Genomic DNA, 25,479 nt, shown 5'->3' with positions numbered 1-25,479 from the left:
CAGTAGCACTTCCCTACAAAATTGGCTGCGACCGCGGCGGTGGGGATTGGCATGTTGTTTTAGGAATGATCAGTGATATTTTCACGGATGTGGAAATTACACTATATAAATTGGAATAGGAAATTGGATTAAACGGAAGTTCAAATAATGGAGTGAGTTGTATGAATTTACAAAACAATAATAGAGAAATAAGATCGCAAATAGCGAAAGAAACGTTAGCTATTCTAGAAAGAGGCTACTACCTTAACACGGAAGAGAACACAATTACAATACAACAAGAGGTAGAGACGGCTATACGTGACTCAAAGCTATATTCACCAAATGGATTACAGATAATTAAGCAGGAGGCAGTATCCCGGATAAATGATCATCAGGGAATTCAGGCAAAAATTGAAGTGACGGACGAATCTACATTAGCTGCCGCGCGAAGACTTGTGGTACAGGAAGGTTTGCAGAACACCTTGTGTCTTAATTTTGCCTCTGCGAAGAATCCGGGCGGGGGGTTCCTTGGGGGAAGTCAGGCTCAGGAAGAAAGTTTAGCTCGTTCCTCTGCTCTATACCCCTGCATTTCACAAATGGATGAGATGTATACCTATAACCGAAATCTTAAGACTTGTCTGTATTCAGATTATATGATTTAATCCCTAGAATTCCCGTCTTCCGAAGCGATGATTGTACACTTCTAGAGAGTCCGTATTCAGTTTCCATCCTCACAGCGCCAGCTGTTAATGCTGGGGTTGTCCGTGAGCGGGAGCTGCAGCAAGTGAATATGATTGAACCGGTCATGCTGGAGAGAATCCGGTACATTCTTTCCGTAGCGGCAAAACATGGGGAGAAAGCCATCATTCTGGGGGCATATGGATGCGGCGTTTTTAGAAATAATCCTAGTGATGTTGCTAGAATATTTAAGCATGTGTTGATCGATGAGGGCTATCGGACGTTATTTGATCATATTGTTTTTGCAATCCTAGATAAGACTGACGAAAAGAGAGTTGTTAACCTATTCAAGAGGGAGATGAAATTCTATGAGTCTGACTAGCAAAATTAAAGGCGGTCTCTACGGAGTAGCAGTAGGCGATGCATTAGGCGGGACGACGGAATTTATGAGCACCCGAGAAATCCAGAAAAAATACGGATATCTCACCGATATCGTCGGTGGCGGCGTTTGGGATCTCACGCCAGGAGAAGTAACAGACGATACTATGATGACCCTTTGCGTTGCGGAAGGAATTCTAATTGACCCACATGAACCCAAGCAGGCGATCGGCGAGAAGTTTCTCGAGTGGTACAGATCAGATCCCAAAGATATCGGAAATATCATTAGAAGATCTCTAAGCAACTATCAAGGTAACTGGTTTGAGGCTGCGTTTTTAGCTGACTTGGATTTAGGACAAAGTGCAGGTAATGGCTCTCTTATGCGCTGTCTCCCTGTTGGTCTGATCTACCCTAATCTTTCGGATATTGAAAGGGTATCTCGTTTGCAATCGAAAATGACCCATTACGATGAACGTTGCAATCAGGCGTGCGAGATATACAACCGAATCGTTTGGAGATTGCTGCAAGGTGAAAAGCTTACAGAGGCCATTCAAAGAGAGATCATGAACACGGAATACGAGGATATTTTAAATGGGACTCCTGATTGTGAACCAAGCGGTTTTGTCGTCCATACGTTTCGTCACGTTCTCCATTTGTTGCTGACAAGAGACTCGTTCTCGGATGTTGTTGAGCGAGCGGCTAACTTGGGAGGAGATTCTGATACCATTGGGGCTATAGCAGGAGGTCTTGCTGGGGTCCACTTTGGATATGAGGGAATACCTGAGCAGTATTCGGGTGTGATTCTTATTAAGGATAGGCTTGATGTTTTGTCGGAACGGATTTTTGAGTTGCGTAGTGGGTTGGTTTGAGTTGTTGAAGTAGGGTGTAGGTAGAGTGATAAGTAATACAGAGTTAAGGATAGTATGCTCTTAACATTTTTCGATTCCAAACCATCATAGATCCAGTATAATAAAACAGGAAGCATCTTCTAATTCTAGGAGGAACAACATGAGAGAACATCAAGGAGTATTCGAAGAGATATTACATAAAAACAAAGAATATCCTTCTAATCAAATTACATATAACCTATTGCCACAGAATCATAACAATGCATTGATACAGCAAGTCATGAAGGATATCAGTAAATCGTTTAAATATTTAGCAGATCAAAACCAGCATGCTAAAATACTAGAATTAACGAATCAACTAAGGGCAATCATTCCTGATTTGGACTCAAATGAGTTGGATATGCCGCTTAAAGCAATTCATTACAGGAATGATGATATTTCGTTGCCGATGTATCCTGAATTATTCCTATCGCATCCACTGCTACTAACGAATTCTACTTCTGACCCTATACATTTATTTAAAGCCCTTAAATATGAATTGTTAACCGCGGACAATGCATTTTTTATGGTTAGCTTTGTGCGGTGGTCAGGATTACAACTGCTAATCAGAGCCCTAGATGATCTAAGAAAAGAAGATCCATCTAAGAAAGTCAAGATATTAACATCAACTTATCTCAAAATCACAGAGCCTAAAGCGCTTCGACGCTTGTTAGAGCTGCCAAATGTAGAGACAAGAGTATTTGACTCTGGTCGAGTATCTTTCCATACCAAGGCATATATGTTCGAACGTAAATCTAGTCTAAATACGGTGATAATTGGTTCTTCTAATTTAACGTACTCTGCGCTACAGACAGGACATGAGTGGAATGTGAAATTACCAGGTGATTCTTACTATTCGATCTATGAGAATGCCAGAAAAACGTTTCAAATGTACTGGGATGATCAGAAGGCGATCCAGCTAAATATAGATTTAATTACAGCTTACGAACATGAATATAACAATAAAAAAATCATGTTAGTCAATCCCTACTTAGCCGCGCAACACGTTGATCTAGTAAATGTTATGAACGACGACAATAGCCCAACAAAGAAGGAGATTTTACCGAATAAAATGCAGGAGGGAGCTCTTCAGGCACTAAAGCAGACTAGATTAAATGGTCACAACAAGGGTGTTGTTATAGCTGCGACTGGAACTGGTAAAACGTATCTTTCTGCTTTTGACGTGAGAAATTTTGGGGCGGATAGAGTATTATTTCTTGCCCATAGAGATGAAATATTAGAGAGTTCTAGAAAAACATTTGCGAAGATATTTGATGAAGCCAATAATTTATGCGGCAAGCTCACTGGAGTTGAGAAAGATTGGGACAAACCGTACTTATTCAGTACTGTTCAAACTCTTTCTAGAGATGGCGTGTTAGAGAAATTTACTCCAGATTATTTTGATTATATTATCGTTGATGAATTTCATCATGCTGAGGCATCTACCTATAGAAGGGTAATTGATTATTTTAAACCTAAGTTCTTACTAGGACTTACGGCGACCCCTGATCGAATGGATGGTAGGGATGTTCTAGCAATTTGTGATAATAATGTCGTATATGAAATACGTTTAAGGGATGCACTTAAGGAAGGGCTCTTAACTCCTTTTCGGTATTTTGGTTTGAGTGACCCTACGATTGACTATGCACAGATTGAGATGCTAGGTAGTGGTCAATTTGTTGAGAAAGAGCTAGTACGTGCTCTGAACACGCATGAACGTGTTGATTATGTAATTAATATGATTAACAAGTTTGGACATGATGGTAATGTTATGACGGCATTGGGTTTCTGCGCTTCAATTGAACATGCTCGTTATATGACGGATGAGTTTACAAGTCGAGGCTATAGGGCAGCGTATCTAACAGGTAATGATTCCCCTGACGTTAGACAAGATCTCATTAGTAAGTTGGAAAATGATGATAATCCATTTCAAATCATATTTACAGTAAATATTTTTAATGAAGGTGTAGATATTCCTAAAGTGAATTTAATCTTATTTTTGCGACCGACGGAATCGGCAACTATTTTTATACAACAACTTGGTCGGGGATTGCGGAAAGTCCCAGGAAAAGAATATGTAACCATTTTAGATTTCATTGGGAATTATCAAAAAACATTTATTGTGCCGCTAGCTCTATCTGATCAACATAATCATAAAGCATTTGACCGGGATTCTCTGCGAATCGCTATTGAAACTGAGTTTGCTGATTTACCAGATGGCTGCTTCGTAGATCTAGAAGAGGTATCACGGAAAGAAATTCTCAAGAAGATCGAGAATATTCGTATGGATCGAGACCTGCTACTTATGGAGCTTTATAATCAATTTAAGAGAGAGTTGGGCTATTCGCCTGAATTAAATGACTTCTTATACTATGATGGAGCTCCTAGCCTGCACTTTTTTATAGCGAAGTATGGTTCGTGGGTCGAAACGAAAAAGAAGATGAAGGATGTTAGTTCATTCGACGTCGAGCTATTGAATAATAATGAAATGCTAGAAGTAGTTCAAAGACTAGAAGATATGTTGCCGCTTAAATGGCCTTATGACTTTTCAGTTATTTCTGCAGCTTTTGAGAAGGAAACTATTACAAGAGGCGATGTACTAGATGATCTGGCCTACAGATTCGGAATACGTGTTTCAGAAGAAATACATGGTAATAAGATTGATAAAGCTATGGAAAAGCTAGCAACTAAACTGGCTAAGCAGCAATGGACTTTCGGTAATTATGATAATGGTAGTTTCTCTGGATCAAGTGTATTACAACAAATTAAAGCAAATAAGGAATTATTTAATTATATTAAAGATCGCTTAGAATATGGTTTGGCTGAATTTAGAAGGTTCTATAGACCTGATGTATTTTTTGAAAGTCATAAGAATGTAGTACGTTATCAAAACTACACACGAAATGATCTCATTTACTTGTTTGAGTCACCTGCGAAGGAAGGTACTTGGCGAGAGGGGGTAAGTCGGGTTGGAGATCATTATTTACTCTTTATTAATTTAAATAAAGGGGAGAAGGTTGCCGATCACTTACTGTACCACGATTATTTTGTAGATCAGCAACACTTCCATTGGCAAAGTCAAAATGCAACTTCTCACGAATCTCCCCGTGGACAAGAATATATTCATCACACCAGTAAGGGGATTCATATACACTTATTCGTTAGAAAGTTTGAAAAGATGCATAACGAAGTTCTACCTTTTACATATCTAGGTGAAATCGATTATGTGAGTAGCCATGGCGATAAACCGATGAATATCACTTGGAAATTACATGATCCTATTCCGGAAGCCATGTACACCGATTTTATTCGTTAATCATTGATTAGCAAATGACTGCAAGGGTGGGTAGGTCGGCAGGCGCCCACTCAAGCTCTTTAAGTTTATTTAAAGGCAACCAAAGTAATTTCTCATGTTCATTAGCAACTGCGACGCCATCGATAATTTTAGCTTTATAAGTAATTAATCTTACAATAACGTTGGGATACTCATGAGTAGCATCTGCAACAAGTTCGCCAACCTCAATTGAACAGTTCAATTCTTCTTTAATTTCACGGGCAAGGCTTTCTTGAGGGGTTTCATTGTCTTCGATTTTCCCTCCAGGGAACTCCCAATAACCAGGCAATGACATTTGTTGAGAGCGGAGTGCACATAGCACTTCGTTCTTTTCGTTATAAATAACCGCTCCGACAACATCGACTTTTTTCATGTTTTGTAATCTCCTACTCTAATTTAGATGTACTTATATTATAGCTTTAAATTAATGAGGTTCAAATAATAGGATAAATCCAATTTAACTAAGAAAAGAGCGACCTCGAATACCAATTCGATGTCGCTCTTTTGATTTCATTTTTTCGTAAGTAGAATATCCCTAGATATTTTATGTATCAATTTTATTTCATCAACGCTTCTATCTTCAAGGAATTGTTTATGTACCTCTAATACTGCCGTTTTATCAAAATCATTGGATGCAACGTCAATTTCATTAAAGTTAAAGAAAGTTCCAAGGTCCATATCAAGAGCAGCTATGATCTTGTCCAGTGAATCGAGAGAGATATTTCGAGCGCCTCTTTCGACATCCCCGATATATGAATTCTTTAATTGAGCTAGTTCTCCGAGCTTTTCTTGTGAAAATCCTCTTTGTTTTCGAACCATTCTAATGCGTTCGCCAACTAATTTACGTAAGTTACCCATAATAACCACCTCAGTAATAGAGTAGGTTTTAAATAATGTAGCAAACAGACCTTTAATAGTGTATATTATTAATAATTACACTTATAAGTTATTTTTTTTGTTCGAAGAAGCACCGATTATCTGGATTTACAAATGATGATACAGAAAGGAGATTATTTCCTCATTTTCGCAGGAGCCTGCACTATAGCTATTGCGAACTACTATTCTCAGCATTAACAGAAAAGAATTTGGTTAAACATTGCCCATCATCGGAGGTGAACCACATGAACGATATCCTTATCAAATACAATGAAGCCATTAAAGAAGAACAAATACTTATTCAAAGAATCAACGTGTGTAAAGAATTCGTGGACGTTATACTAACGTACATCTCCGAGAAGGCAGATTCTATTCATATACTTACGGCAGAGGATATTGTTACTGCGGTTCATACCATAGGTCAGGATTTGGATACGGAATTGCTTCATTTAAGGCTTGAGAAGGGAATTCTGGATAATAAGATTAAAGGGCAAATGGATTAACAGGGTCTTCAAAACCTCTCAAGTTGAGAGGTTTTTTTGTTCTTTTGCTGAACGGAAAACGCCCCGACAATACTTTCAATATCAACTCTAGTATGTTAACGTAGAAAACAGATGTCTATGTAGGAAATATATGTATTTGCGCCATGCGGATGATATCCAAAACTAAAATCTTTGAGGTGACAACATGAAGAATGTGCTCGCTATTTTGTTGTTAGGTTCTCTTCTTGCTATTAGTGGAACATTGGCCTACAACCTGTATGAGAAAATCACGGCCCAGCCTGTCTACGTAAGGTCAGAACTACCTTCCCCCATACCTCCTGGCCAGAACGCCAATGAACCGGTGACGGATATCGCCTCCAAGTCTGGAGAGAATGGCGCGGCAACTGAAAGCATGCCAGCGACTGCATCGTCAGTGCCTGCCAAAGCGGATAAGCCTGGCGCTGCTGTGAAGGAAACGACGGTCAAAATGTCCGATAAAACATACAAATACATAGGTGAGGTAGTAAATGGTGTAGCGCATGGACAAGGGGCAGCTTACTACCCGAACGGACAAAAGCGTTACGAAGGCGAATTCATAAACGGAAAAATAACTTTGGTCGGTAAAACATTTTTCGAAGACGGGAAGCTGCGCTCAGAAGGGAAAAAGGTCAATGGAGTCATTCAGGACATAGGCTACAATGAGGACGGCAGCGTGTATTCGGAAATGACACGTCCGGAGAATAATAAATTGGGGGATGCCAAGATTTATGCGCCTGAAGGTTATCTGCAATACGCTGGGCAGGTTACTCCAGATTCGGTCATTCCTGAGGGAACGGGAACTGAATATCATTCGAATGGAAAAAAAAGATATACGGGAACGTTCAACAACGGTACATACAACGGAACGGGTACATTTATTTCCGACGATGAGCGGGATAAGTATGTAGGCCAGTTCACAACTGGAGCTATGTCAGGGAAAGGCAAGTTCTACGAATACGGAACGATTTATTATGATGGAGAACATCAGGATGGTATTTATCAGGGTAAAGGCAAATTTTATATGAATGGCGCGATTGCATACGACGGCGATTTCGTGAATGGAAATGCCAACGGAACCGGCAAGATGTACGATAATGGCAAGCTTGTGTATGAAGGAGAAGTTGTAGACAATATACCAACGGGCAACGGAACAAACTACTTGGGAAGTACCAATCTGAAGATTAGCATCACGATACGGAATCCTAGCGTGCAGCAGTCATCCGGCGTATCCTCCTTTAATGTGCCTCAGGGAGTCCGTATTCCGACAAAGGGTAATATAGTGAAGTAAATGAATTTTTTAGTTTCTAATATCAGTTTCAATAAAATGAAACCTCCAATTTCCACTTTATCACATCTTTAAAACATGAAGGAAATACTATTATTTTTGAAGTTCCCCCATCCGGAAAAATAAACACTTCAAGTACAAACGTAACGGGTCCTATGAGATTTTATTATGTTGATAAGAAGGGCACACAAAAAGAAGTTCCTGCTAATGTGGAAATGATTCATGGTGTCTCAACTACCTCCGGAACAATAGGAAAGGCAGATGGCAAATCAGAAAATATAGCAGAAAAACTTAGCTTTTATGTAGGTACAAAAGAACAGTGGGATCAAGCAAGACCTTATAAAGAACTATAAGTCCTGCATCTTAACTAAAGTAAGTAGGAGCCCTTAGGGGCTCCTTTCTCATAGCTGAGGTTTTCCATAGTGTTAAAAGAAAGAGTATGTTAAGGTATCTGTAGTCTGTTAAATATTAAGTATGCATCATAGTACCGCGGGTATTTAATGGCACTGAATTCAAGATGGAGGAATAACATTGAACAATCTTGAGAGGTACAAGCAATATAGACAAACACAAGTCAAACTACATACAAAAATTTTGGATGATTACATTGATGAAGTTAATTTCAAGCAGGCCGGTCATACTCTGGGTGTTCTTAATAATCGGAATCAAGTGGTCATGGAACATGAGACTGAGTACGATGCTCTATATGACTTTAATATTTATGAAAGATTGCGTGCTGGCAAGAGTTCATTATCTCTTTTCGCAGAGAACTATTCCCCCGAGGATCAGATAGAAAACGAATTAATAGCATCAATGCTGCAGTCACAGGCTTCCTTATACGAGGTCATACACATCGATAAGACAGAAGGAGTGCTTGTGCTAAAAGACATTTTAAATGATCTAAACGAGCTTGTTAAAATTATTGATATTAGTTTGAGCAGTAACACTATAAGCAATCCCCTGCTCTTTACACGAGTGCTCAATCTTGAGGGATTTAGCATGACATCTGGCTTAGGTTTTGTTTTTTTCATTGACCATAAAGACTATATTTTGAATCGCAGCCGGAAAATGATTAAGAAGATGAAAAGCAGCGATACTTCGCTGAACAACTTTATCACCTATTTTCATCTGAATCGTTCGGACGGGATTTCTATGAGGTTTGAGAATGTAAAGTGAATTGAAAGAGAAAGGAGCAGCCATTAAAAGGCCTGCTTCTTTTTTTTAACCAGTAGATATCTTTTCATTTATTAAATTTCAACAAAGTCAGAGGGGAATTCTACATGTTGACGAAGTCATTAGAGTTGCTATTCAAGATTAAAAAGGGGAGAAACATATTGAAGTTTAAAACAAAGCTACTCAGTGATGCAGAAGTAAATGGAACAACTACTTGTTATATTCCGTTAACGAAGCTCGAGGAGAACTGAGATGCCAGATTTTGAAGCAAGAAAAAGATTAATGTGTTTAATTATTGTATTGCTTTTTGCAGTAGGGTGGCCGATTATGAGTTCAACATACCTTCTATTTCACCCGTCCTACGGAACAGAGGATAATAATTTAAGTTTCGGTTTTAGCTTGGTCTTGGAACTTCTCGGATTAATCTTATTGAGAGTGGCACTCAAAAGCCAGGGGAGAAGCTTTAAAGAACTCGGCTGGACCTTCAAATTTACCGATATTGGTCACGCGTTATTACTATATCTCTGCTTTTATGTGCTCGAAATTGTATTGGTTCTATTCGTTCCCCACTTAAGGTCTGAGCCCGAGAGCATTGGATTCTTAAAAAGCAACATCACGCTGTTTTATTTTCTTTTCATTATTGTGAATCCTTTCTTTGAAGAATTAATTGTTAGAGCGTATGGAATAACTGAGTTTCTTCACTTTTTTAAAAAGGAAGAGATTGCTGTGCTTGCAAGTACGCTGATCCAAACTTCTTATCATTTGTACCAAGGTGCAGTACCCGCGATATTAAACGGATTACTATTTTTTATTTTCTCTATTTATTTTGCTAAAAAGAGGCGTATTATTCCCATTATTCTGGTTCATGGATTTTTTGATATTTATGCGATGTTTCAATTGCATGGAACGTGATGGAAGTGTACTTTGAGGGTCAGTTTGGCAAGTTGAAGGAGGATCTAATGGAATTAATTAATGTATGGTTCCCTCTAATCCTTATTATGATCGTATTTAACTTAATAATTAGGCTATTAATTCGCTATAAATTTAAGAGCATGACTCGGCGTTTTGAAAATACTTTAGTATGCGTTGGATTGCTCCTTATCCTTTATTTCTACGCATGTTATGTATGCTATACATAATTCACATAACCCGGAATCTCCACATATAAAAATAGGTGAATCACACTTACTTCATTATGAGGAGAAGTACATGATCGTAATCGAAGGCATCAACTATATAACCTTTGGGGAAGGTATGCTGTCTGAGCTGGAACTAGCCATTTTCCAAAAGAAGCAGGCCAGTCCTTATGAGTATCGGTATGACTCCATTCATGATTTGCTTTTTGAACTGCACATGCGAACGCAGATTATGGAATCGGCGAAGGAGCTGAGTGGAGCCGGTGTCTATTTTGCCGGATTCCAAAAAACGCTGTGCAACCCGACCTATTGGCATTTAACGAACGAGGGAAGGTTCCAGTTGAATCATGGAGTTAAGCCGCGAGACGCGATAAGGGATATTTTTGAAAATGGCGGTTCCTACGGGTTCGAGTGTTCAATGGCTGTCATCGTTGTTATGTATCATGCCCTGTTACACTCCATAGACCCTGCTCAATTCGACCATTTATTCGCGGGTCTTTTATTATTTGATTGGCATTCCAATGGCAAATTGAACCTCATCGACCGATTCAATAAGGAGGAGGCGGTGGTGGGGGATGTGCTTTATTTTGAAAATCCCGACGTTGAAGAGCTGCTTCCCTGGTGGAAAGGTGAGAATGTCGTGCTGCTGGAGAACGAACTCTATTATGGACATGGTCATGGCCTCGGAATTGCATCTGGGGAAGAAGTCATTAATGTCCTAAATAAATATAGAATGCCTGGCAGTACAAAATCAGCATTTCTGACGGATCGTTATGTTCATCCGGATTTCTCCTACTTCTCAGAATTTCAGCATCCTTTGCGGGAGAAGCCACTTATTACGAAAATCGGAGACTGGATTCATGTTCGTAAGGCTGGGTTTTTCACGACTCTTGGTAAATGAGCCCATTTTCTATAGACATATAGCCTAATGGCGAAACGATGCATAGGATGACGTATGCCTACTTCAGGAAGGGGAAAGAAAATGCCAAAAGACAGTCTGCGGGCGGAGGATAGCCTCCCTATTTATCAAGTTGGAACAAGAACAGAGAAACTCCCAAAAGCTCAACCGATTCAACCCGTTACACCAGCTCAGCCGATTCAACCCATTCAACAAGCTCAGCCAGTTCAACCGATTCAACCGATTCAACAAGTTCAACCCGTGCAACCAGCTCCACAATGGTCCGGAGATAACCTCCCGATCTACCAACAACCTATCGTAGCGCCAGTAGGTCATGCTCCAACGCAAGCCCATCACGCACAAGCACAAGCTCAAGTTCACCATGCCCAGCCTCATCACGGTTACCATCCGCAGCATCATTATGCCTATCACCCACACCATGTTTATCATCCTATGCATCATATGGCTTACCATCCGCAGCATCACTACGTTGCCTATGTTGCACATCCCTACCATGCTTATATGCATCATCATCCCATGCACCACCTTCAACACCATGTTCAGCACCATCAACATACCGGACATCAAGGACAGCAGCATCACACGGGCCAGCATCACAACATGGGGCAACACCACCACACTGGGCAAAATCAACAACATTATACGTCTACACAAAATAATTAATACGGTCGCCGAATTCAAAATAGACCCTGGAGGCTTCAAGCATCCGGGGTTTTATTCCTGTTCGCTGATGATTTGTTCCGACAATATTCGAGAAAACTGATATAATTATAGAGATTTTCACTTTCTTCCACTTTGCATAAAAGCTAGAATCTGATAGTATATAATAAAATACCGATGGATTTAGTAAGAATTAAAAGGAGGCACCTTTCCATGCAAAAACTGATGCTTGATTCCATACAAGAAATGACGCATCTGGATCAACTCGAAGCTGAAGCGATTTATATTATCCGAGAAGTAGCCGCGGAATGTGAAAATCCCGTGATGCTGTATTCGATCGGGAAGGATAGTTCCGTGATGCTGCATTTGGCGCTCAAAGCTTTTTATCCCGAAAAGCCGCCGTTTCCTTTCATGCACATTGATACAACGTGGAAGTTCAAAGAAATGATCGAGTTCCGCGACCGCAAAGCGAAAGAGTTCGGAATCAAGATGATCGTTCACTCCAACGAAGAGGGGATTGAACAAGGGATTAACCCTTTTGATCACGGTTCCGCGTACACGGACATCATGAAAACCCAAGCCCTGAAGCAGGGATTGGACAAGTACGGATTTACGGCTGCATTCGGCGGCGGTAGACGTGACGAGGAGAAGTCGCGTGCGAAAGAGCGGATTTTCTCCTTCCGCAATAAGAACCATGCCTGGGATCCGAAGAACCAACGCCCGGAGATGTGGAAACTTTTTAACACAAGAATTAATAAAGGCGAAAGCATCCGCGTATTCCCGATATCCAACTGGACGGAAAAAGATATCTGGCAATACATTCGCAGAGAAAATATTGATATTGTGCCGCTCTATTTTGCCCAAGAAAGACCTGTTATCGAACGCGACGGCCATCTCATCATGGTGGATGATGATCGCATGAAGTTGGAGCCGCACGAGAAAATTGAAATGAAGAAGATGAGATTCCGCACATTGGGCTGCTATCCTCTTACTGGTGGAGCCGAGTCGGAAGCGAATTCGTTGGATGCTATTATTGAAGAAACGCTTGGCGCGGTTTCATCCGAACGGACAACCCGGGTTATTGACCAAGAAGCGGCGGGAAGTATGGAAAGACGCAAACGGGAGGGTTATTTCTAATATGAAAAGTCTGCTTAAATTTATTACATGCGGAAGTGTGGACGACGGGAAATCCACTCTAATTGGGCATATGCTTTATGAGGCAAAGCTTTTGTTCGCCGATCAGGAAAAAGCGCTAGAACTCGACAGCAGACTTGGCAGCCGCGGCGGCAAAATTGACTACTCCTTGCTTCTTGATGGATTATTGGCTGAGCGTGAACAAGGGATCACGATTGACGTAGCCTATCGATATTTTACGACGGACCACCGTTCCTTCATTGTAGCGGACACACCGGGGCACGAGGAATATACACGTAACATGGCCGTAGGGGCGTCCTTTGCGGATCTTGCCGTCATTCTTGTGGATGCAACCAAAGGGATCATTACTCAAACCAAACGCCATACTCGCATTTGCGCACTTATGGGCATTAAGCATCTTGTTTTAGCTGTGAATAAAATGGATTTAGTTCATTTTGAACAAAAGATTTTTGAGCAGATTAAAGATGAGTTCTTCCAAACAGCTGGTGAGTTCCATTTCCAAAGCATAGAAGTAATCCCTGTTTCGGCAACAGAAGGGGATAACATTACGAAGAAATCACAACATACCCCTTGGTATGAGGGCCTTCCTTTATTATCTTACTTAGAAAATGTGGATGTTCTTGAGACAAATGACACGAAACAATTCATGATGCCGATCCAGCGTGTATGCCGACCGGACCATACGTTCCGCGGTTTCCAAGGCCAGATTGAGGCTGGCAGTATCGCGGTCGATGATGAGTTGACGATTCTGCCGAGTCGTGAGAAAGCGAAAGTCAAACGCATCTTAGTGACAGACAAAGATAGGGAATCCGCCTATGTTGGACAACCCGTAACGATTCAGTTGGATCGTGAAGTCGACGTTTCTCGCGGTTGCGTATTCACGAAAGACAGTGAAATCAAAGAGGCTGATCGTTTTAGCGCGACGATTCTGTGGATGGATGACTCCGTACTGACTCCGGGTAAAAATTATTTGGTCAAAGTAGGAACGAAAATCCTGCCAGGTACCGTGACGGCGATTAAGCATAAAATCGATATCAACACAGGAAATACAGTTTCAGCCGATCAAATTGTCAAAAATGAAGTGGCAAAATGTGAATTTTCCTTATCGGACGACATTGTTTTTGATTCCTTTGAACAGTATAAAAGCATCGGCGGATTTATCTTGATCGATCGTGTTACCAACATGACATCCGCTTGCGGAGTCATCGAAGAGGCACTGCAAAGCTCTGACAGCGTTGTAAGCTTAGATGCGGAAGTCACCAGAAACGTTCGTGCTGAGCAAAAAGGACAGAAGCCTTTGACCCTCTGGTTCAGCGGTTCAGTTTCGGATAACTTAGCCTTGGCTAAGGAAGTCGAGAAACGTTTGGTATCGACAGGCTACCATACGATGTTACTCGAGAATAGCCGCGGAGAATCGTCGCTACGAATCGCGGAAGTTGCCAAATTGATGAACGATGCGGGACTTATCGCCTTGGTCGTGAATCAGAATGAAAATGACCATGCAGCCGTGCGAGACATCATTGGGCAAGAGCTGATGGAAGTTGATTCAAGCAACTCGATTGAAGAGGCTGCGGGTGTTGTGAAGCGGGTTGTGCGGTTTTTGATTAATTAGTGGTAAATTTCGAATGAAATAAATAGTTTTGAGAAAAGAATCTCTACATCAGCGATGTAGGAATTCTTTTTTTTTGTTCCCATAGCATAGCCAGAGACTTATTAATTCATGTGTTTTACAGAACGTGTGAAGCTAAAGAAGATTATTAAACTGAGATAGGTCTTGTTTGAAGGAAACTGGTGGTTCTATTTAGGAGCATATTAATGAAAGTAATCTAATTATTAATGTTCTGTTAAAATGTCGAATGCCGTGAATTTATCGTGGAAAATACTGGGTTCCTATAGTATGATTCAATTTAGTAGAAAAATAAACAAAATATAGAAGGGACATCGTACATGACACTTGGAAGAAAGAAATGGCATCTATTCGTGTTATTTTTATTAATGTTGTTTAACTCATGGGCAATTGTTGCACCTGTAGCCAGCGCGGACACACCAACGGCTGCTCTAGAGCTTTCGCTCCCGAATGACTTGACAGACTGGATTTTAGATGAAAACGCGGGATATATATATGCAATCTCGAGCACGTCGAATAATCTTTATTTCATTCGACTTAGCGATTTGAAAATTGAAAAAACGCTTAATATTGGTTCAAACCCTTATTCTCTTGCGAGGGATGGGCAGTCTCTGCAGATTGCACTTTCTGGAGCGACTATGATCAAGACGGTTAATCTTGCGACTCAACAAATTTCCGATACGATTATTACCAGCACCATTCCATACTCAGTAGCAGCCTCTTCTAACTATCTTTTTTACGGGAGTAGAGACGGGAAGATCTACAAATATAATAAGGTTACTCATACAAGTAGTTTATTATTTAGTAATTTTATATCTAATGATTTAGCTCTATCGTTTGATGAATCAACGAACACACTTTACTTTGGCAATGTGTCCTCTTATGGTGGTATAACGGCTATTAATGCTGATACCGGAGCAAAGCTGAGTAAGGACATAGACGATGATATGGAGATTGGTGGCCCTTCATTATCACTTAAGCATATTTTTATAGACGATCAATCCGTATATTTTGGTGGACATCAATTTAATAAAGCGAACCTCTTGGAAACCACTGGCACCTACTCAAGAACGAACAACGACTACACCTATCTTGAATCTGTCATACTGGGTGTAACAGACGCTTATGTACTCACAACGAAAGGGGTATATGATAAAAATACTTATACGCCTTTGGTTCTGTTCCCTTCTAACAAGAGGTTTGCCCTGCTTGACTCGCAAGGACATGCCTATCTTGCAGGTATTGAGAATTGGTTTACGGATGCAAATAAAATTACTCGAATCGATCTTTCTATACCACCGAGGATTACCGCTAACTTTACAACGGATTCCTATTCGATCAGAAGCGATCAAGCGATTAAGGATTGGGCTACCACAGACAATTTACCTTATATCTATGCCATTACGGCAAGTACCAACGAGTTGGTCATTATTCGCAAGAACGATATGAGTTTAGTCAAGAAGATGATTATCGGTTCTAACCCGAGTGAAATTAAAATCCTAAACAATAAGGTTTATATTATTTTTAATGGTGAAAACCATATAAAGGTAATGGATATTAATGACGGTATTCTCACAGAAGCTAACTCTTCCAAAATCACTACGAAGAACTATCCGCTTCATGTTTATCCGGATAATAATAATCGGATATTGTACAATGGGGGTGCTTTTGCTGGTGGCATCAGCGTGACCTCTTCAGTCTATACCTCTGTTACGGATACGGTATATGAAAAGAATACAGGAATTTGGACCCCTGACACTTATACGTTAGACCCGAATAGGAACATTCTCTACGGCGGAGATGGTTCTAGCCTATATAAATATAACAGCCAGAACTTTAATTTAATTGAAAGAAGAAACTTGAACAATTCATCCAATTATTACAATATCTTTTTAGACGATAACTATCTGTACTATGGCAATCGCAGGTATGATGCGACTGTAACTTCCACCGTATACGGGACATATCCAGAAAGCGTGATTTACGCACGCGGAAGTTATGTGTTCAGTAATAGTGCAATTTACGACAGAGACAGCTTTAAGAATACCTATAATTTGTTAACGTTCATCACACATGCATATGTTGACACAGATCATAGCATTATCGTTTCTTCTGAAAACCGGTTATATAAATTTAATAATATCGAAGAGATGCAGCGAGTTATGACTGAGAATCGCTTGCCTTCTAATGCTGTTTTCGTAGATGAAGATTTGACATCTGATCGCATAGACGGGTACTTAACCTTTGATCCGCCGACCGATCAGGATGGTCTTAAGGGGTATTCCGCGTACTATCTTGATCAGAATGGCAATAAACTTCAACAGATCGGACTATATAAGAATGCGGAATTGTCGACTGATTCACGCTTTGTTTATGAGATAACATATTCGACCCTTCCCAGCGGTGCAGTTAACATTGGGTTGTATCCGGTCGTTTCTGTTACTAATGGAATCGATCGTATGCTGGACGTCCACCTCTCGGTTCCCATCTATGATGCACCCAACTATTTGCCTGTAGACATGTCACTGACAGATATGAATCCGGACCCGAACAAGTTTGCGGGTGTAGTTACATGGAAGCCGGGAACTGCTGAATTACCAAATGCTCGTTATTACCTGTACTTTATTAATGAACAAGGTCCTATTGGAGATAAGATAGTCGTTGTGAATGGTGGGCAAAAGGTATATTCCGTTACTATTTCCGAGAAGGATGTGCCGACGGAAGCGTTAGGAATTGGTCTTTTCATGGAAAATGATGATTTTGCATCACCATTTTATAATAGAAAACTATTAGAGGATAAACGAACACCAGCAATCCCGTCATCATCTATTACTGTTCATAAATACATGGTACAAGCGGACAATATTGTCGTGAACAATCTTGCGCCTGGGGATATTATTCGTGTGTACAATGAGGGACAAACCGCCATTATTGGGGGCGGGATCGTTGCACCGAGCCAGAATTCCATTACAGTTACCATTGGGAATCTAGGAAACCCAGGAGACAAACTGCTTATAACTCGACAAACTTCCAATAGGGGTGAGAGCACGGGGACATTAGTTGTTGTACCACCGCTTACGAATGATAATAATGGTGTTGGTGGTATCGGTGGTGGAGCTGGAGCTGGAGGCGGATTCGGCGGAGGAGGAGGCGGAGGAGGCGGTGGCAGCACAAGTCGTCCATATACTGATCCTAATGGCAAAATGACGTACGAAGTGCAGCCAGGTCACGTTGACATGCTAATTGCCCTTAGCACTGATGCGAAGGAACTTGTATTGGACGCTACAGCTAAACAACATCTTGATATCACCACTGTTAGCTTTGATGGAGACATTGTGAATAAAGCGGCATTGAAGGGGAAAGCAATTGTTATAAAAGCGAACGAAGTTCAACTCAAATTCCCTATTAATGCTATACCTGTAGCAAACGAAAACAACATGGTGAAGTTCAAAGTATCGTCTGAAGCTGCACCTGTACTCAGTAATTTTAATGCTGTATCTTCGGTTTTGGAGTTCACATTGGCCGAGAAGGACTCGAAAATTACAAACTTTAATACACCGATTGAAGCCACTTTCCACTATGACCTGTCCAAAGTGAAGGATGCAAGTAATCTTGGTGTTTACTGGTTAGACGAGACAACGAACACGTGGACTTCCATAGGAGGGAAGGTAAATGGCGATGGAACTATTACGGCTAACGTGCCACACTTCTCCAAGTACGCGGTCTTAGAGAAAACAGGAAATACACCAACTTCCTCAACCGATGCAAAAACATTTGATGATATTCAAGGGCATTGGGCACAAAAGGACATTGAGGAGCTTGTAAGTAAGCAGATTATTGATGGTATGAGCGATAAGCTCTTTCAACCGAATCTTGAGATGAACAGAGCTCAATTAGTTACGATTCTTATGAAAGCAATGAAACTTCAGGACCCGAATATGTCCAAATCCTTCGATGATGTTGCATCTGATGCTTGGTACAAGGATGCCGTGTACGCTGCTTACAATGCCCAAATCGTAAGTGGGGTTACCGACAACTCTTTTGCTCCGAATGCGAACGTAACTCGTGAGCAGTTAGCGGTTATGATTGTAAATGCCTACTTGAACGCAACTGGTAAAAAGTTGATCGATGTCGAACCGGCACAAGTACCTGGTTATGTTGACGCCATTACTATTAGCAATTGGGCTAAGCCATATGTGAGCGCAGCTACGGCTCTCGGACTGCTGAACGGAGTGGATGACTCTCACTTCGCACCAATGGAACAAAGCACAAGGGCACAAGTTGCTGCGGTTATGGTACGTATGCTCGGGATGCTCGCGGAAGACAAGTAAGTCTTAAAAAAGCCCCCTACATCACAGTGATGTAAGGGGCTTTTTTTCTTGCCTCTGCATGGGGAGGAATAACTCTTAGATCAAATCCAAAACGGTAGTCTCATTAAGGAGAAGAGCTGATTGTAACTCGGCAGAGGACATCGTCACCGCGTGTACACCTAGCTAAAAACTAATTCCACCCAGTAATCCCCATTTTTTAATCATCAAGACAACCCTCACCAAAATACATATAAGGGCATAGCATTTTAGAAATGTGAATGCCCGTGACCCACAGACAAATTTGACGGTGGTTTTGTTTGAGGAGGTGGAGTGGGAAAATGCAAACATTCCAGAGGGGGGCAGAGTCTTTTCAAGATCAAATAATTACATAAAAATGGGAAGCAGATTGCACAAGGAAATCCTTTTTAATCCTAGTTGGTGAATATGAAGGAGGAAGATACATGGAATGGTATTCGAAGGTGTTGAAAAACTACGTTGGATTCTCAGGTAGGGCTCAACGCAAGGAGTACTGGATGTTTGTGCTTTTTAATCTGATTATCTCCATCATCCTTGCCATATTGGAATCTTTGTTGGGGATTACAAATGTTTTGACTGGCCTTTACTCACTGGCGGTTCTATTGCCATCCTTGGCCGTTGCATTCCGGAGGCTTCATGATACCGGGAGAAGTGGCTGGTGGATTTTGATTGGTTTAATTCCACTTATCGGAGCTATTATTCTTATCGTATTTTACTGCCAAGATAGTGATCCTAATGAGAACCAATATGGTCCTAATCCTAAGTAGTTAGCATGAGCAGTGGTGTTAGAATAGAACCCCATCCTAAATAGGTGGGGTTTATTTGGCGTTCATATGTTGTATGTTATAATTAATAAAATTACTTGTAAAAGGGGGATTTGTGATATGAGATGGTCTGAGATTTGTAACCATTACCCCGGCCGCTTCGTTTTAGTTGAAGCAATTAAAGCAGTGTCTAAGAATCGCTTACGAACAATTGAAGAAATGACGGTTGTCGAGGAATATGATAATCCAGTAACCGCTTGGGAAGGTTATAAGCTTCATCATAAGGAAAATCCTGAACGTGAATTCTATGTTTTTCATACCAGTAAACAAGAAATTGAAGTTATTGAAGAATACTTTACAGGAGTTCGCAAATAAAGATAAAAGCTTAGTAAGAAGTAAGCATAAGCAAGTGGAATGGCATCAGAACAGAACCCGATCCTAAATCGGTGGGGTTTATTTGGCGCTAGCTTATTTTGAAATATAAAAGGTGTTGTTTTCAAAGTTTAGATCGTAAAGTAGGCAATTAATGATCCCACAAGAACAAGGGTCAGGCATACAAAAAAGTTTGCTTTTTTTTTCACTTAGCTTTGTCTTTTCAAAAATAAAAATAACTACTCCTACTAGAAATAAATATTGAACAGATGAAAGAATATCGTTACTTGGAAATATGAAAAAGATATTCTTAAATAATTGAGCTAACCCTGCAAAGACACATAGTACTAGGAATATTAAGGGGGAAACGAAGTTTCAAAAAAACCACCTCTCATTATTTTAGGGATTTAACATTTGAAAAAGCGTGTTATATACATTTAAACCATAATAGCATGTAATTTCCAGTTTAAGTTAAATCCTGAAATAAAAAGACACCCGTGTGGGTGTCTTTTGTCTTCCTCTCTTTTTCCCCTACCAACCCCACTTATGCTGAAGTTTCGAACTGACACTTTTTCAGTTCTCCATTCAAGCGCTGAATCGCTATTGAGCTGGGGTTAAACTTTGACACTTTTAGAATCTTATTTAGAAATATAAAAAGTGTTGTTTTCAAACTTTATAGCTAAACCCAGTTCATCAACCGCATAATGCCATGTCATTGGAAAATAGGTTACATCATTTAGCACCAATAACGGGTATTCCTCGGAACCATTATCAATCCAAGCATCATTCACATAGATATTAAAATCAGGTTGACTAGCATACAGGTTAGAGCTAGTACTGCCAAAGTCCAATTCAAGCTTTCCAGCCTTATTGGAAGTCTTGCGAATGACGAATCCAGTTTCAGCGTCCCATACTGTTTCTAGTGCAAGTGCTTGAGTAAACTTAAAGGTCATTGGAAAATACGTAATGTCCTTATAAGAGATGACGGGATATTTAAGGGATGAGTTGGTGATTGAAGTGCCATTTACGTTAATTGTGTATGTTGGCTTTTCAACTTTGACATACCCACTTGGAACTGTTTCTACTGGAGTTGCTGCTGGTTTAGTACTGGAAGTTGACCCACCGGATGATGTTGATGATGAACTGCTACCGTAGGAAGATCCACCATTGTGATAGTGGTAGCCCGTACATAATCCTTTGGCCTTGGAGCTGGCTGAGCAATTATGCCCTCCGTTTGCGTCTGTTCTACCTGAATGTGCATAAGCGGATTGTGAGAAAGTCGTTACTAAAACGAATGTTAATACAAATAGTCCGATTTGCCTAAATTTCATTGCTGTTCATCTCCTAAAATCTAGTAGTTTTTACCTACGTGATAGTACCAGATATTTCAAGGGTTTTCAAATATTATTTTTATGTTCTATTTAACTAGAACACTAAACGTGGTCCAATGAGGAGTGATGATATTCGGAGTTAAAATCAAAAAAATCAAAGTCGTAATACTTTCGCCATGTTCGCGCCATCCAATTTGTGGGAAGATTACACCAAGAAACATCCCATCGCTTCAGGCTATTGCCGTCCTTCCTTCTACAACTTCCCTGACTTTAGGGCGGCAGCTTCCCTGAACAATCAATCAGGCTATTGCATCTCTTCCTTCTAAATCATTGGTCGATATAGAGATGCAAGTTACCTGATTTTATGAAAATCCCAAGAGGAGGCGTTATGCCGCAATGAGAAATACCGTTTATTTAAGAAGAAGTAGGAAGCTCATTGTACATCCAGGTCATAGCCGCCTTCCTCGAACATACATCGCTACAGCAATGAAAAACATAGAGTACTTAGGTTTTACTTTTTCCAAAGAGCTTGTGGAAGTACTTCAGACTTTATCTATTGAGACGTTTACTGAGCTCTACCATCAGCTTGTGATGGATTTGAAATCGCTCGTAGGAGCGAACGTCAGCTTCAAACCAATGTACCCTAATTTTCCTAAACAAGTGATGCTGACAGGTGAAGCAGAGCTTTACCTAAACGCCATTCTTCACTATTTAACGTTTCAGTTGCCTGAGCATGTAGCTTTGGATAGATTTCCTCTATTGGATCAAGTTGATCTGGAAACTATCGATCTCGGAAGCCCAGCGAACTTTGATCAAAGCATTCGTAATCTCATCGAGGCAAAAGGCTCGATCTCCGAAACGGACAAGGAAGATATCGAATGGGTAATTTCAACGTTTGATGATCTAAGCACAATACTGCCTGATGAAATTCCCATGAAAGAAAATGTTGGGTTCGTCGTGGGAGCGCTCCTCACATATCAAAAGGCCAATATCAAGCACATTGCCAAATACATGAAGACTGCTACGGATGTATTGCGGTTAGCTGTTGCTCTATCTGATGGTGATGTAAGTCTTGCGACGAATACAAAATTTCGGAAGTTTAAGCGCCCTGAAAGGCGGTTGCTTTTGGAGCTTCTGGAGCAATGCGGCAATAGGGTTGAAGATATGCTGCGCTATAAAAATCGTTGGATCCGTCTTGGAGAAATCCTACACCCTGCTGATTATAAAAATAAATATGAAGGCTGCAAGGAAGCCTTTGATATCCTTCGAAATAATAAGCCTTTTGAGACATTCGGTGGCAGGGTGGAACATGCGCTCCGCATGCAAGATACGAGATTAGCTGCCGATCTATTGAAAAATCGCGCAGGGGAGTTCGCTAGACGGCTGGATCACTTGCTTAGAATCAACAAGGATTTCAAGCCAATTGTTGCAATTTTTGCTGAAGTCGCAGGACATATTTTAACTCCCGTATTACTTCAAGTGATGGCTCATTTCGGCCATAGGAAGGAAAGGCATGACCTGCGGACCTTCTTTCCGAAGGGGAATGTAGCAAAAGCCGTAGCTATCCCTAATACACTTCCCGAGATTGAAGATAAAGCGTGTGAAATGATCGTACAAACGTGCAAAAACACGTTAATGACGCGATTCGCTGAGCTTCCTTCATTGGGAGATGTGTATGTCGACGCCAGATTAAAGCAATATGTGATGCCTTTTTCACAAAGATCGGCAAGTAAAGCACTTCGCACGATCGTTCGTGGCAGCCGGTTAGAAATGCCGGAAGGCGACACAATCCGCTTTTTCTTATGGTGGAAAGAAGGAACAGTTAGTGGTGGAAAGCATACAGGAAGAGTCGATATTGACCTCTCGGCTGTCATGTATGATGAGCAATGGCAGTATATCGAACATATCTCTTACACGAATCTGCGCTCGTATAAATATAACGCGGCTCATAGTGGGGATATCACTTCTGCGCCTTTTGGGGCATGTGAGTTTATAGATTTGGATATTCCCTCTGTTATTAAATATGGTGGACGCTATGTTGTCGCCTCATTGAATGCTTTTACGGAGCAGCCTTACTGTGATTTACCTGAATGCTTTGCGGGGTGGATGATGAGGAAGCATCCTAACTCTGGAGAGATTTTTGAGCCTTCGACTGTGATGGATCGCATTGATATTGCTGCAGATACGAGAATTGCTATTCCTGTCATTCTAGATTTAGTGGAGCGGGAGATCATTTGGTGCGACTTAGCCTTGCAAAACCATCCTAACTACTACAACAATGTGGAGGGCAATCAAAAAGGTATGGTCCTAATGGGAAAAGCAATGACCTCGTTAATAAAGCCTAACTTGCATGATTTATTCATGCTCCATGCTGCGGCTAGGGGGCGAATCGTGGAAGATGCCGATAGTGCCCAGACGGTGTTTTCAGTGAAAAAGGGGATTACTCCGTTCGATATCAGCAAGATTCTAGCCGAGTTCATTGCTTAAGCAATTACTCGTTGACAATATCTGGGGTTGCAGTTAATATTTCAGTAGCTAATAAGATAACGAAAGGAGCACGATGAAGATGAAATTATTCCAATCATTCAATTCAAAGCATAGTGATCAAAGTAAATTCAATTTGGATAACGGAATATATTCATCATCTCTCATCGGCTCATCTGGTATTTGCGCACGCGGATTCAACTAGGCATTTTTGCTGGTTTCTCTGTGTGAACGGTTTGTACCTGGTCATGGACTCTTGAGTCCATGGCCTTTTTTTATATTTTAATATCCAAGGGGAAGATAACGATGGCTATTGTCCAAGTAAGATCGACCAACCCGCAGCTTTCTTTTATTATCAAAAAAAATCCAAATTCCGGCGTCATGCTCCGATCTATCCGGAAGGGAATGGCTTATGGCTGGTACACGGATGCCTCTGCGTTCAATGTGTATTTCAAGGATGCGGATAATGAAATCTCGTATAAACAGAACGAACAAGAGAACTTTGAATATCTCAATGTGTCTCGCTATAATACGCCTTTATTTCCGTTAAATGCAATTAACGAGTTTTTTTTGGCTCCGCTTAAGGCACAGGACGAGCGGGATGCGGAAGGATACGAGCATACGTTTTATATTAATATGATTCATATTGAAATGGTGCGGTATGTGGAATTTTTCCAAAAATATTTGAAAGACTTTACGTTTGAAATCGTGCATCAAGCTCACAAAAGCTACTCGCTTACGGTAACAACGCGGCGAAGCCTCTATCACCTGATGCATGCCGTGAGTGTGCTGTGCTTGTTCTTATCCATGTTTGGCAATGAATATATCGATATCTCAGATAGCATTTTGGATAAATATATCAAGAGTATCAATGTAATCGATGCGCCATTTTATATTCGCAGTTTGTTTGTTCGCCACTTCTTATCTTCGAAAGAACGCTTTAAGAATTACAAAACGGAGCTGGAGAGCACAAGCCGATACGATATTCGTTTTGACTATGGGGGAACGGGGCTGCAGCGGAGGAATTATATTGCTCGTGCGCTTCCTTTTGATAAGTCTATCCTGGACGTTGGATGTGGAGAGGGCTTCTATGCGATTCCGTTCGCAAAAAAGATTGAAGATAGCTATTACGCCATTGATATTAATGAGGAATTGCTCGAAACGGTAAGTCGGAAAGCCAGATCCAAAGAGATCGACAATATCGTTCCGTTCAGCTCGATTGATCGTTTCTTGGAGGCTTATAACGGGGAACAGGTCGATATTATTATGACGGAAGTCATTGAGCATATGAGCGAGGATGAGGCCAAAACGCTGATTCGGCACATTTGTGAGCAGGTCGATTTTGACCATTTTATTATTACGACGCCTAACTCTGACTTTAATATCTATTATGAACTTCCAGGATTCCGGCATGAGGATCATAAATGGGAGATGGGGCAAGCGGCGTTCCAGCAGTGGCTGACAGATGTCATTCGTGAAACCGGACTGGTCCATGAATTCGTTGCCATCGGGGACGGGGTCAATCATATCCAGACAACGCAAGGCGTTATTCTTAAGAAAAGGGGGGCGTAGAA

19 protein-coding genes and 1 pseudogene are annotated in these 25,479 nt (G+C 40.9%); 17 read left to right on the top strand and 3 right to left on the bottom strand.

Annotated elements, in window-relative coordinates; all coding sequences use genetic code 11:
* Positions 1-161: 161 nt before the first annotated feature.
* The 3 genes and pseudogenes from GON05_RS00220 to GON05_RS00210 all read left to right on the top strand — a co-directional run bounded on the left by GON05_RS00220 (position 162) and on the right by GON05_RS00210 (position 5,238).
* Positions 162-1,039: pseudogene (locus tag GON05_RS00220) on the top strand (TIGR02452 family protein).
* Positions 1,026-1,904 (top strand): ADP-ribosylglycohydrolase family protein, encoded by an 879-nt coding sequence (locus GON05_RS00215; protein ID WP_157317262.1) that lies wholly within the window; start codon positions 1,026-1,028, stop codon positions 1,902-1,904. Before GON05_RS00220 ends, GON05_RS00215 begins: the two are co-directional and overlap by 14 nt.
* 139 nt (positions 1,905-2,043) lie before the next feature.
* Entirely contained in the window at positions 2,044-5,238 is a 3,195-nt protein-coding gene (locus GON05_RS00210) for a DUF3427 domain-containing protein (RefSeq protein ID WP_157317261.1), read from the top strand.
* Between the two features lie 7 nt (positions 5,239-5,245).
* On the opposite strand, the gene GON05_RS00205 is transcribed toward GON05_RS00210, so the two are convergent.
* Together GON05_RS00205 and GON05_RS00200 are read right to left on the bottom strand one after the other, a co-directional pair.
* Positions 5,246-5,629 (bottom strand): (deoxy)nucleoside triphosphate pyrophosphohydrolase, encoded by a 384-nt coding sequence (locus GON05_RS00205; protein ID WP_157317260.1) that lies wholly within the window; start codon positions 5,627-5,629, stop codon positions 5,246-5,248.
* 137 nt (positions 5,630-5,766) lie between these two features.
* Positions 5,767-6,114 (bottom strand): helix-turn-helix domain-containing protein, encoded by a 348-nt coding sequence (locus GON05_RS00200; RefSeq protein WP_157317259.1) that lies wholly within the window; start codon positions 6,112-6,114, stop codon positions 5,767-5,769.
* Positions 6,115-6,377: 263 nt separating this feature from the next.
* Here GON05_RS00200 and GON05_RS00195 point away from each other — a divergent pair, with 263 nt between their 5' ends.
* The 12 genes from GON05_RS00195 to GON05_RS00140 all read left to right on the top strand — a co-directional run bounded on the left by GON05_RS00195 (position 6,378) and on the right by GON05_RS00140 (position 20,093).
* The gene (locus tag GON05_RS00195) at positions 6,378-6,635 is read left to right on the top strand and encodes a hypothetical protein (RefSeq protein ID WP_157317258.1); all 258 of its coding nucleotides are present in this window, start codon (positions 6,378-6,380) and stop codon (positions 6,633-6,635) included.
* Between the two features lie 184 nt (positions 6,636-6,819).
* On the top strand, positions 6,820-7,941 hold the full coding sequence (locus tag GON05_RS00190; protein WP_157317257.1) for an MORN repeat-containing protein: 1,122 nt from the start codon (positions 6,820-6,822) through the stop codon (positions 7,939-7,941).
* Between the two features lie 152 nt (positions 7,942-8,093).
* The gene (locus tag GON05_RS00185) at positions 8,094-8,291 is read left to right on the top strand and encodes a hypothetical protein (protein ID WP_157317256.1); all 198 of its coding nucleotides are present in this window, start codon (positions 8,094-8,096) and stop codon (positions 8,289-8,291) included.
* 178 nt (positions 8,292-8,469) lie between these two features.
* The gene (locus GON05_RS00180; RefSeq protein WP_157317255.1) at positions 8,470-9,114 is read left to right on the top strand and encodes a DUF7986 domain-containing protein; all 645 of its coding nucleotides are present in this window, start codon (positions 8,470-8,472) and stop codon (positions 9,112-9,114) included.
* Between the two features lie 249 nt (positions 9,115-9,363).
* Positions 9,364-10,023: a CPBP family intramembrane glutamic endopeptidase gene (locus GON05_RS00175; RefSeq protein WP_157317254.1), complete on the top strand. Its 660-nt coding sequence runs from the start codon at positions 9,364-9,366 to the stop codon at positions 10,021-10,023.
* A 297-nt stretch (positions 10,024-10,320) separates the two neighbouring features.
* Positions 10,321-11,148 carry a protein-glutamine gamma-glutamyltransferase gene (locus GON05_RS00170; protein WP_157317253.1) on the top strand — a complete coding sequence of 276 codons (828 nt, stop codon included), beginning with the start codon at positions 10,321-10,323 and terminating at the stop codon, positions 11,146-11,148.
* An 81-nt stretch (positions 11,149-11,229) separates the two neighbouring features.
* The gene (locus GON05_RS00165) at positions 11,230-11,829 is read left to right on the top strand and encodes a hypothetical protein (protein ID WP_157317252.1); all 600 of its coding nucleotides are present in this window, start codon (positions 11,230-11,232) and stop codon (positions 11,827-11,829) included.
* 210 nt (positions 11,830-12,039) lie between these two features.
* The gene (gene cysD / locus GON05_RS00160) at positions 12,040-12,963 is read left to right on the top strand and encodes a sulfate adenylyltransferase subunit CysD (RefSeq protein WP_157317251.1); all 924 of its coding nucleotides are present in this window, start codon (positions 12,040-12,042) and stop codon (positions 12,961-12,963) included.
* A gap of 1 nt (position 12,964) precedes the next feature.
* Positions 12,965-14,593: a GTP-binding protein gene (locus GON05_RS00155; protein ID WP_157317250.1), complete on the top strand. Its 1,629-nt coding sequence runs from the start codon at positions 12,965-12,967 to the stop codon at positions 14,591-14,593.
* Positions 14,594-14,928: 335 nt separating this feature from the next.
* Positions 14,929-18,939: an S-layer homology domain-containing protein gene (locus tag GON05_RS00150; RefSeq protein WP_157317249.1), complete on the top strand. Its 4,011-nt coding sequence runs from the start codon at positions 14,929-14,931 to the stop codon at positions 18,937-18,939.
* A 440-nt stretch (positions 18,940-19,379) separates the two neighbouring features.
* The gene (locus GON05_RS00145) at positions 19,380-19,721 is read left to right on the top strand and encodes a DUF805 domain-containing protein (protein ID WP_127455640.1); all 342 of its coding nucleotides are present in this window, start codon (positions 19,380-19,382) and stop codon (positions 19,719-19,721) included.
* 117 nt (positions 19,722-19,838) lie between these two features.
* Entirely contained in the window at positions 19,839-20,093 is a 255-nt protein-coding gene (locus GON05_RS00140) for a hypothetical protein (protein ID WP_157317248.1), read from the top strand.
* Positions 20,094-20,728: 635 nt separating this feature from the next.
* Here GON05_RS00140 and GON05_RS00135 read toward each other — a convergent pair.
* The gene (locus GON05_RS00135) at positions 20,729-21,421 is read right to left on the bottom strand and encodes a YHYH domain-containing protein (protein ID WP_157317247.1); all 693 of its coding nucleotides are present in this window, start codon (positions 21,419-21,421) and stop codon (positions 20,729-20,731) included.
* Positions 21,422-21,817: 396 nt separating this feature from the next.
* Here GON05_RS00135 and GON05_RS00130 point away from each other — a divergent pair, with 396 nt between their 5' ends.
* The gene (locus GON05_RS00130; RefSeq protein WP_157317246.1) at positions 21,818-23,908 is read left to right on the top strand and encodes a TerD family protein; all 2,091 of its coding nucleotides are present in this window, start codon (positions 21,818-21,820) and stop codon (positions 23,906-23,908) included.
* A gap of 303 nt (positions 23,909-24,211) precedes the next feature.
* Positions 24,212-25,477: a class I SAM-dependent methyltransferase gene (locus tag GON05_RS00125; RefSeq protein WP_157317245.1), complete on the top strand. Its 1,266-nt coding sequence runs from the start codon at positions 24,212-24,214 to the stop codon at positions 25,475-25,477.
* The last annotated feature ends 2 nt before the right edge of the window (positions 25,478-25,479 follow it).

The organism is Paenibacillus anseongensis (assembly GCF_009757995.1).
Lineage (GTDB): Bacteria > Bacillota > Bacilli > Paenibacillales > NBRC-103111 > Paenibacillus_E > Paenibacillus_E chondroitinus.
This window is presented reverse-complemented; position numbering and strand designations above follow the sequence as displayed.

Excerpts from the sequence above, each read along its gene's own strand:
- GON05_RS00215 (WP_157317262.1), top strand. The coding sequence starts at position 1,026 with ATGAGTCTGACTAGCAAAATTAAAGGCGGTCTCTACGGAGTAGCAGTA.
- GON05_RS00210 (WP_157317261.1), top strand. The coding sequence starts at position 2,044 with ATGAGAGAACATCAAGGAGTATTCGAAGAGATATTACATAAAAACAAA.
- GON05_RS00205 (WP_157317260.1), bottom strand. The coding sequence starts at position 5,629 with ATGAAAAAAGTCGATGTTGTCGGAGCGGTTATTTATAACGAAAAGAAC.
- GON05_RS00200 (WP_157317259.1), bottom strand. The coding sequence starts at position 6,114 with ATGGGTAACTTACGTAAATTAGTTGGCGAACGCATTAGAATGGTTCGA.
- GON05_RS00195 (WP_157317258.1), top strand. The coding sequence starts at position 6,378 with ATGAACGATATCCTTATCAAATACAATGAAGCCATTAAAGAAGAACAA.
- GON05_RS00190 (WP_157317257.1), top strand. The coding sequence starts at position 6,820 with ATGAAGAATGTGCTCGCTATTTTGTTGTTAGGTTCTCTTCTTGCTATT.
- GON05_RS00185 (WP_157317256.1), top strand. The coding sequence starts at position 8,094 with ATGAGATTTTATTATGTTGATAAGAAGGGCACACAAAAAGAAGTTCCT.
- GON05_RS00175 (WP_157317254.1), top strand. The coding sequence starts at position 9,364 with ATGCCAGATTTTGAAGCAAGAAAAAGATTAATGTGTTTAATTATTGTA.
- GON05_RS00170 (WP_157317253.1), top strand. The coding sequence starts at position 10,321 with ATGATCGTAATCGAAGGCATCAACTATATAACCTTTGGGGAAGGTATG.
- GON05_RS00165 (WP_157317252.1), top strand. The coding sequence starts at position 11,230 with ATGCCAAAAGACAGTCTGCGGGCGGAGGATAGCCTCCCTATTTATCAA.
- cysD (WP_157317251.1), top strand. The coding sequence starts at position 12,040 with ATGCAAAAACTGATGCTTGATTCCATACAAGAAATGACGCATCTGGAT.
- GON05_RS00155 (WP_157317250.1), top strand. The coding sequence starts at position 12,965 with ATGAAAAGTCTGCTTAAATTTATTACATGCGGAAGTGTGGACGACGGG.
- GON05_RS00150 (WP_157317249.1), top strand. The coding sequence starts at position 14,929 with ATGACACTTGGAAGAAAGAAATGGCATCTATTCGTGTTATTTTTATTA.
- GON05_RS00145 (WP_127455640.1), top strand. The coding sequence starts at position 19,380 with ATGGAATGGTATTCGAAGGTGTTGAAAAACTACGTTGGATTCTCAGGT.
- GON05_RS00140 (WP_157317248.1), top strand. The coding sequence starts at position 19,839 with ATGAGATGGTCTGAGATTTGTAACCATTACCCCGGCCGCTTCGTTTTA.
- GON05_RS00135 (WP_157317247.1), bottom strand. The coding sequence starts at position 21,421 with ATGAAATTTAGGCAAATCGGACTATTTGTATTAACATTCGTTTTAGTA.
- GON05_RS00130 (WP_157317246.1), top strand. The coding sequence starts at position 21,818 with ATGAGAAATACCGTTTATTTAAGAAGAAGTAGGAAGCTCATTGTACAT.
- GON05_RS00125 (WP_157317245.1), top strand. The coding sequence starts at position 24,212 with ATGGCTATTGTCCAAGTAAGATCGACCAACCCGCAGCTTTCTTTTATT.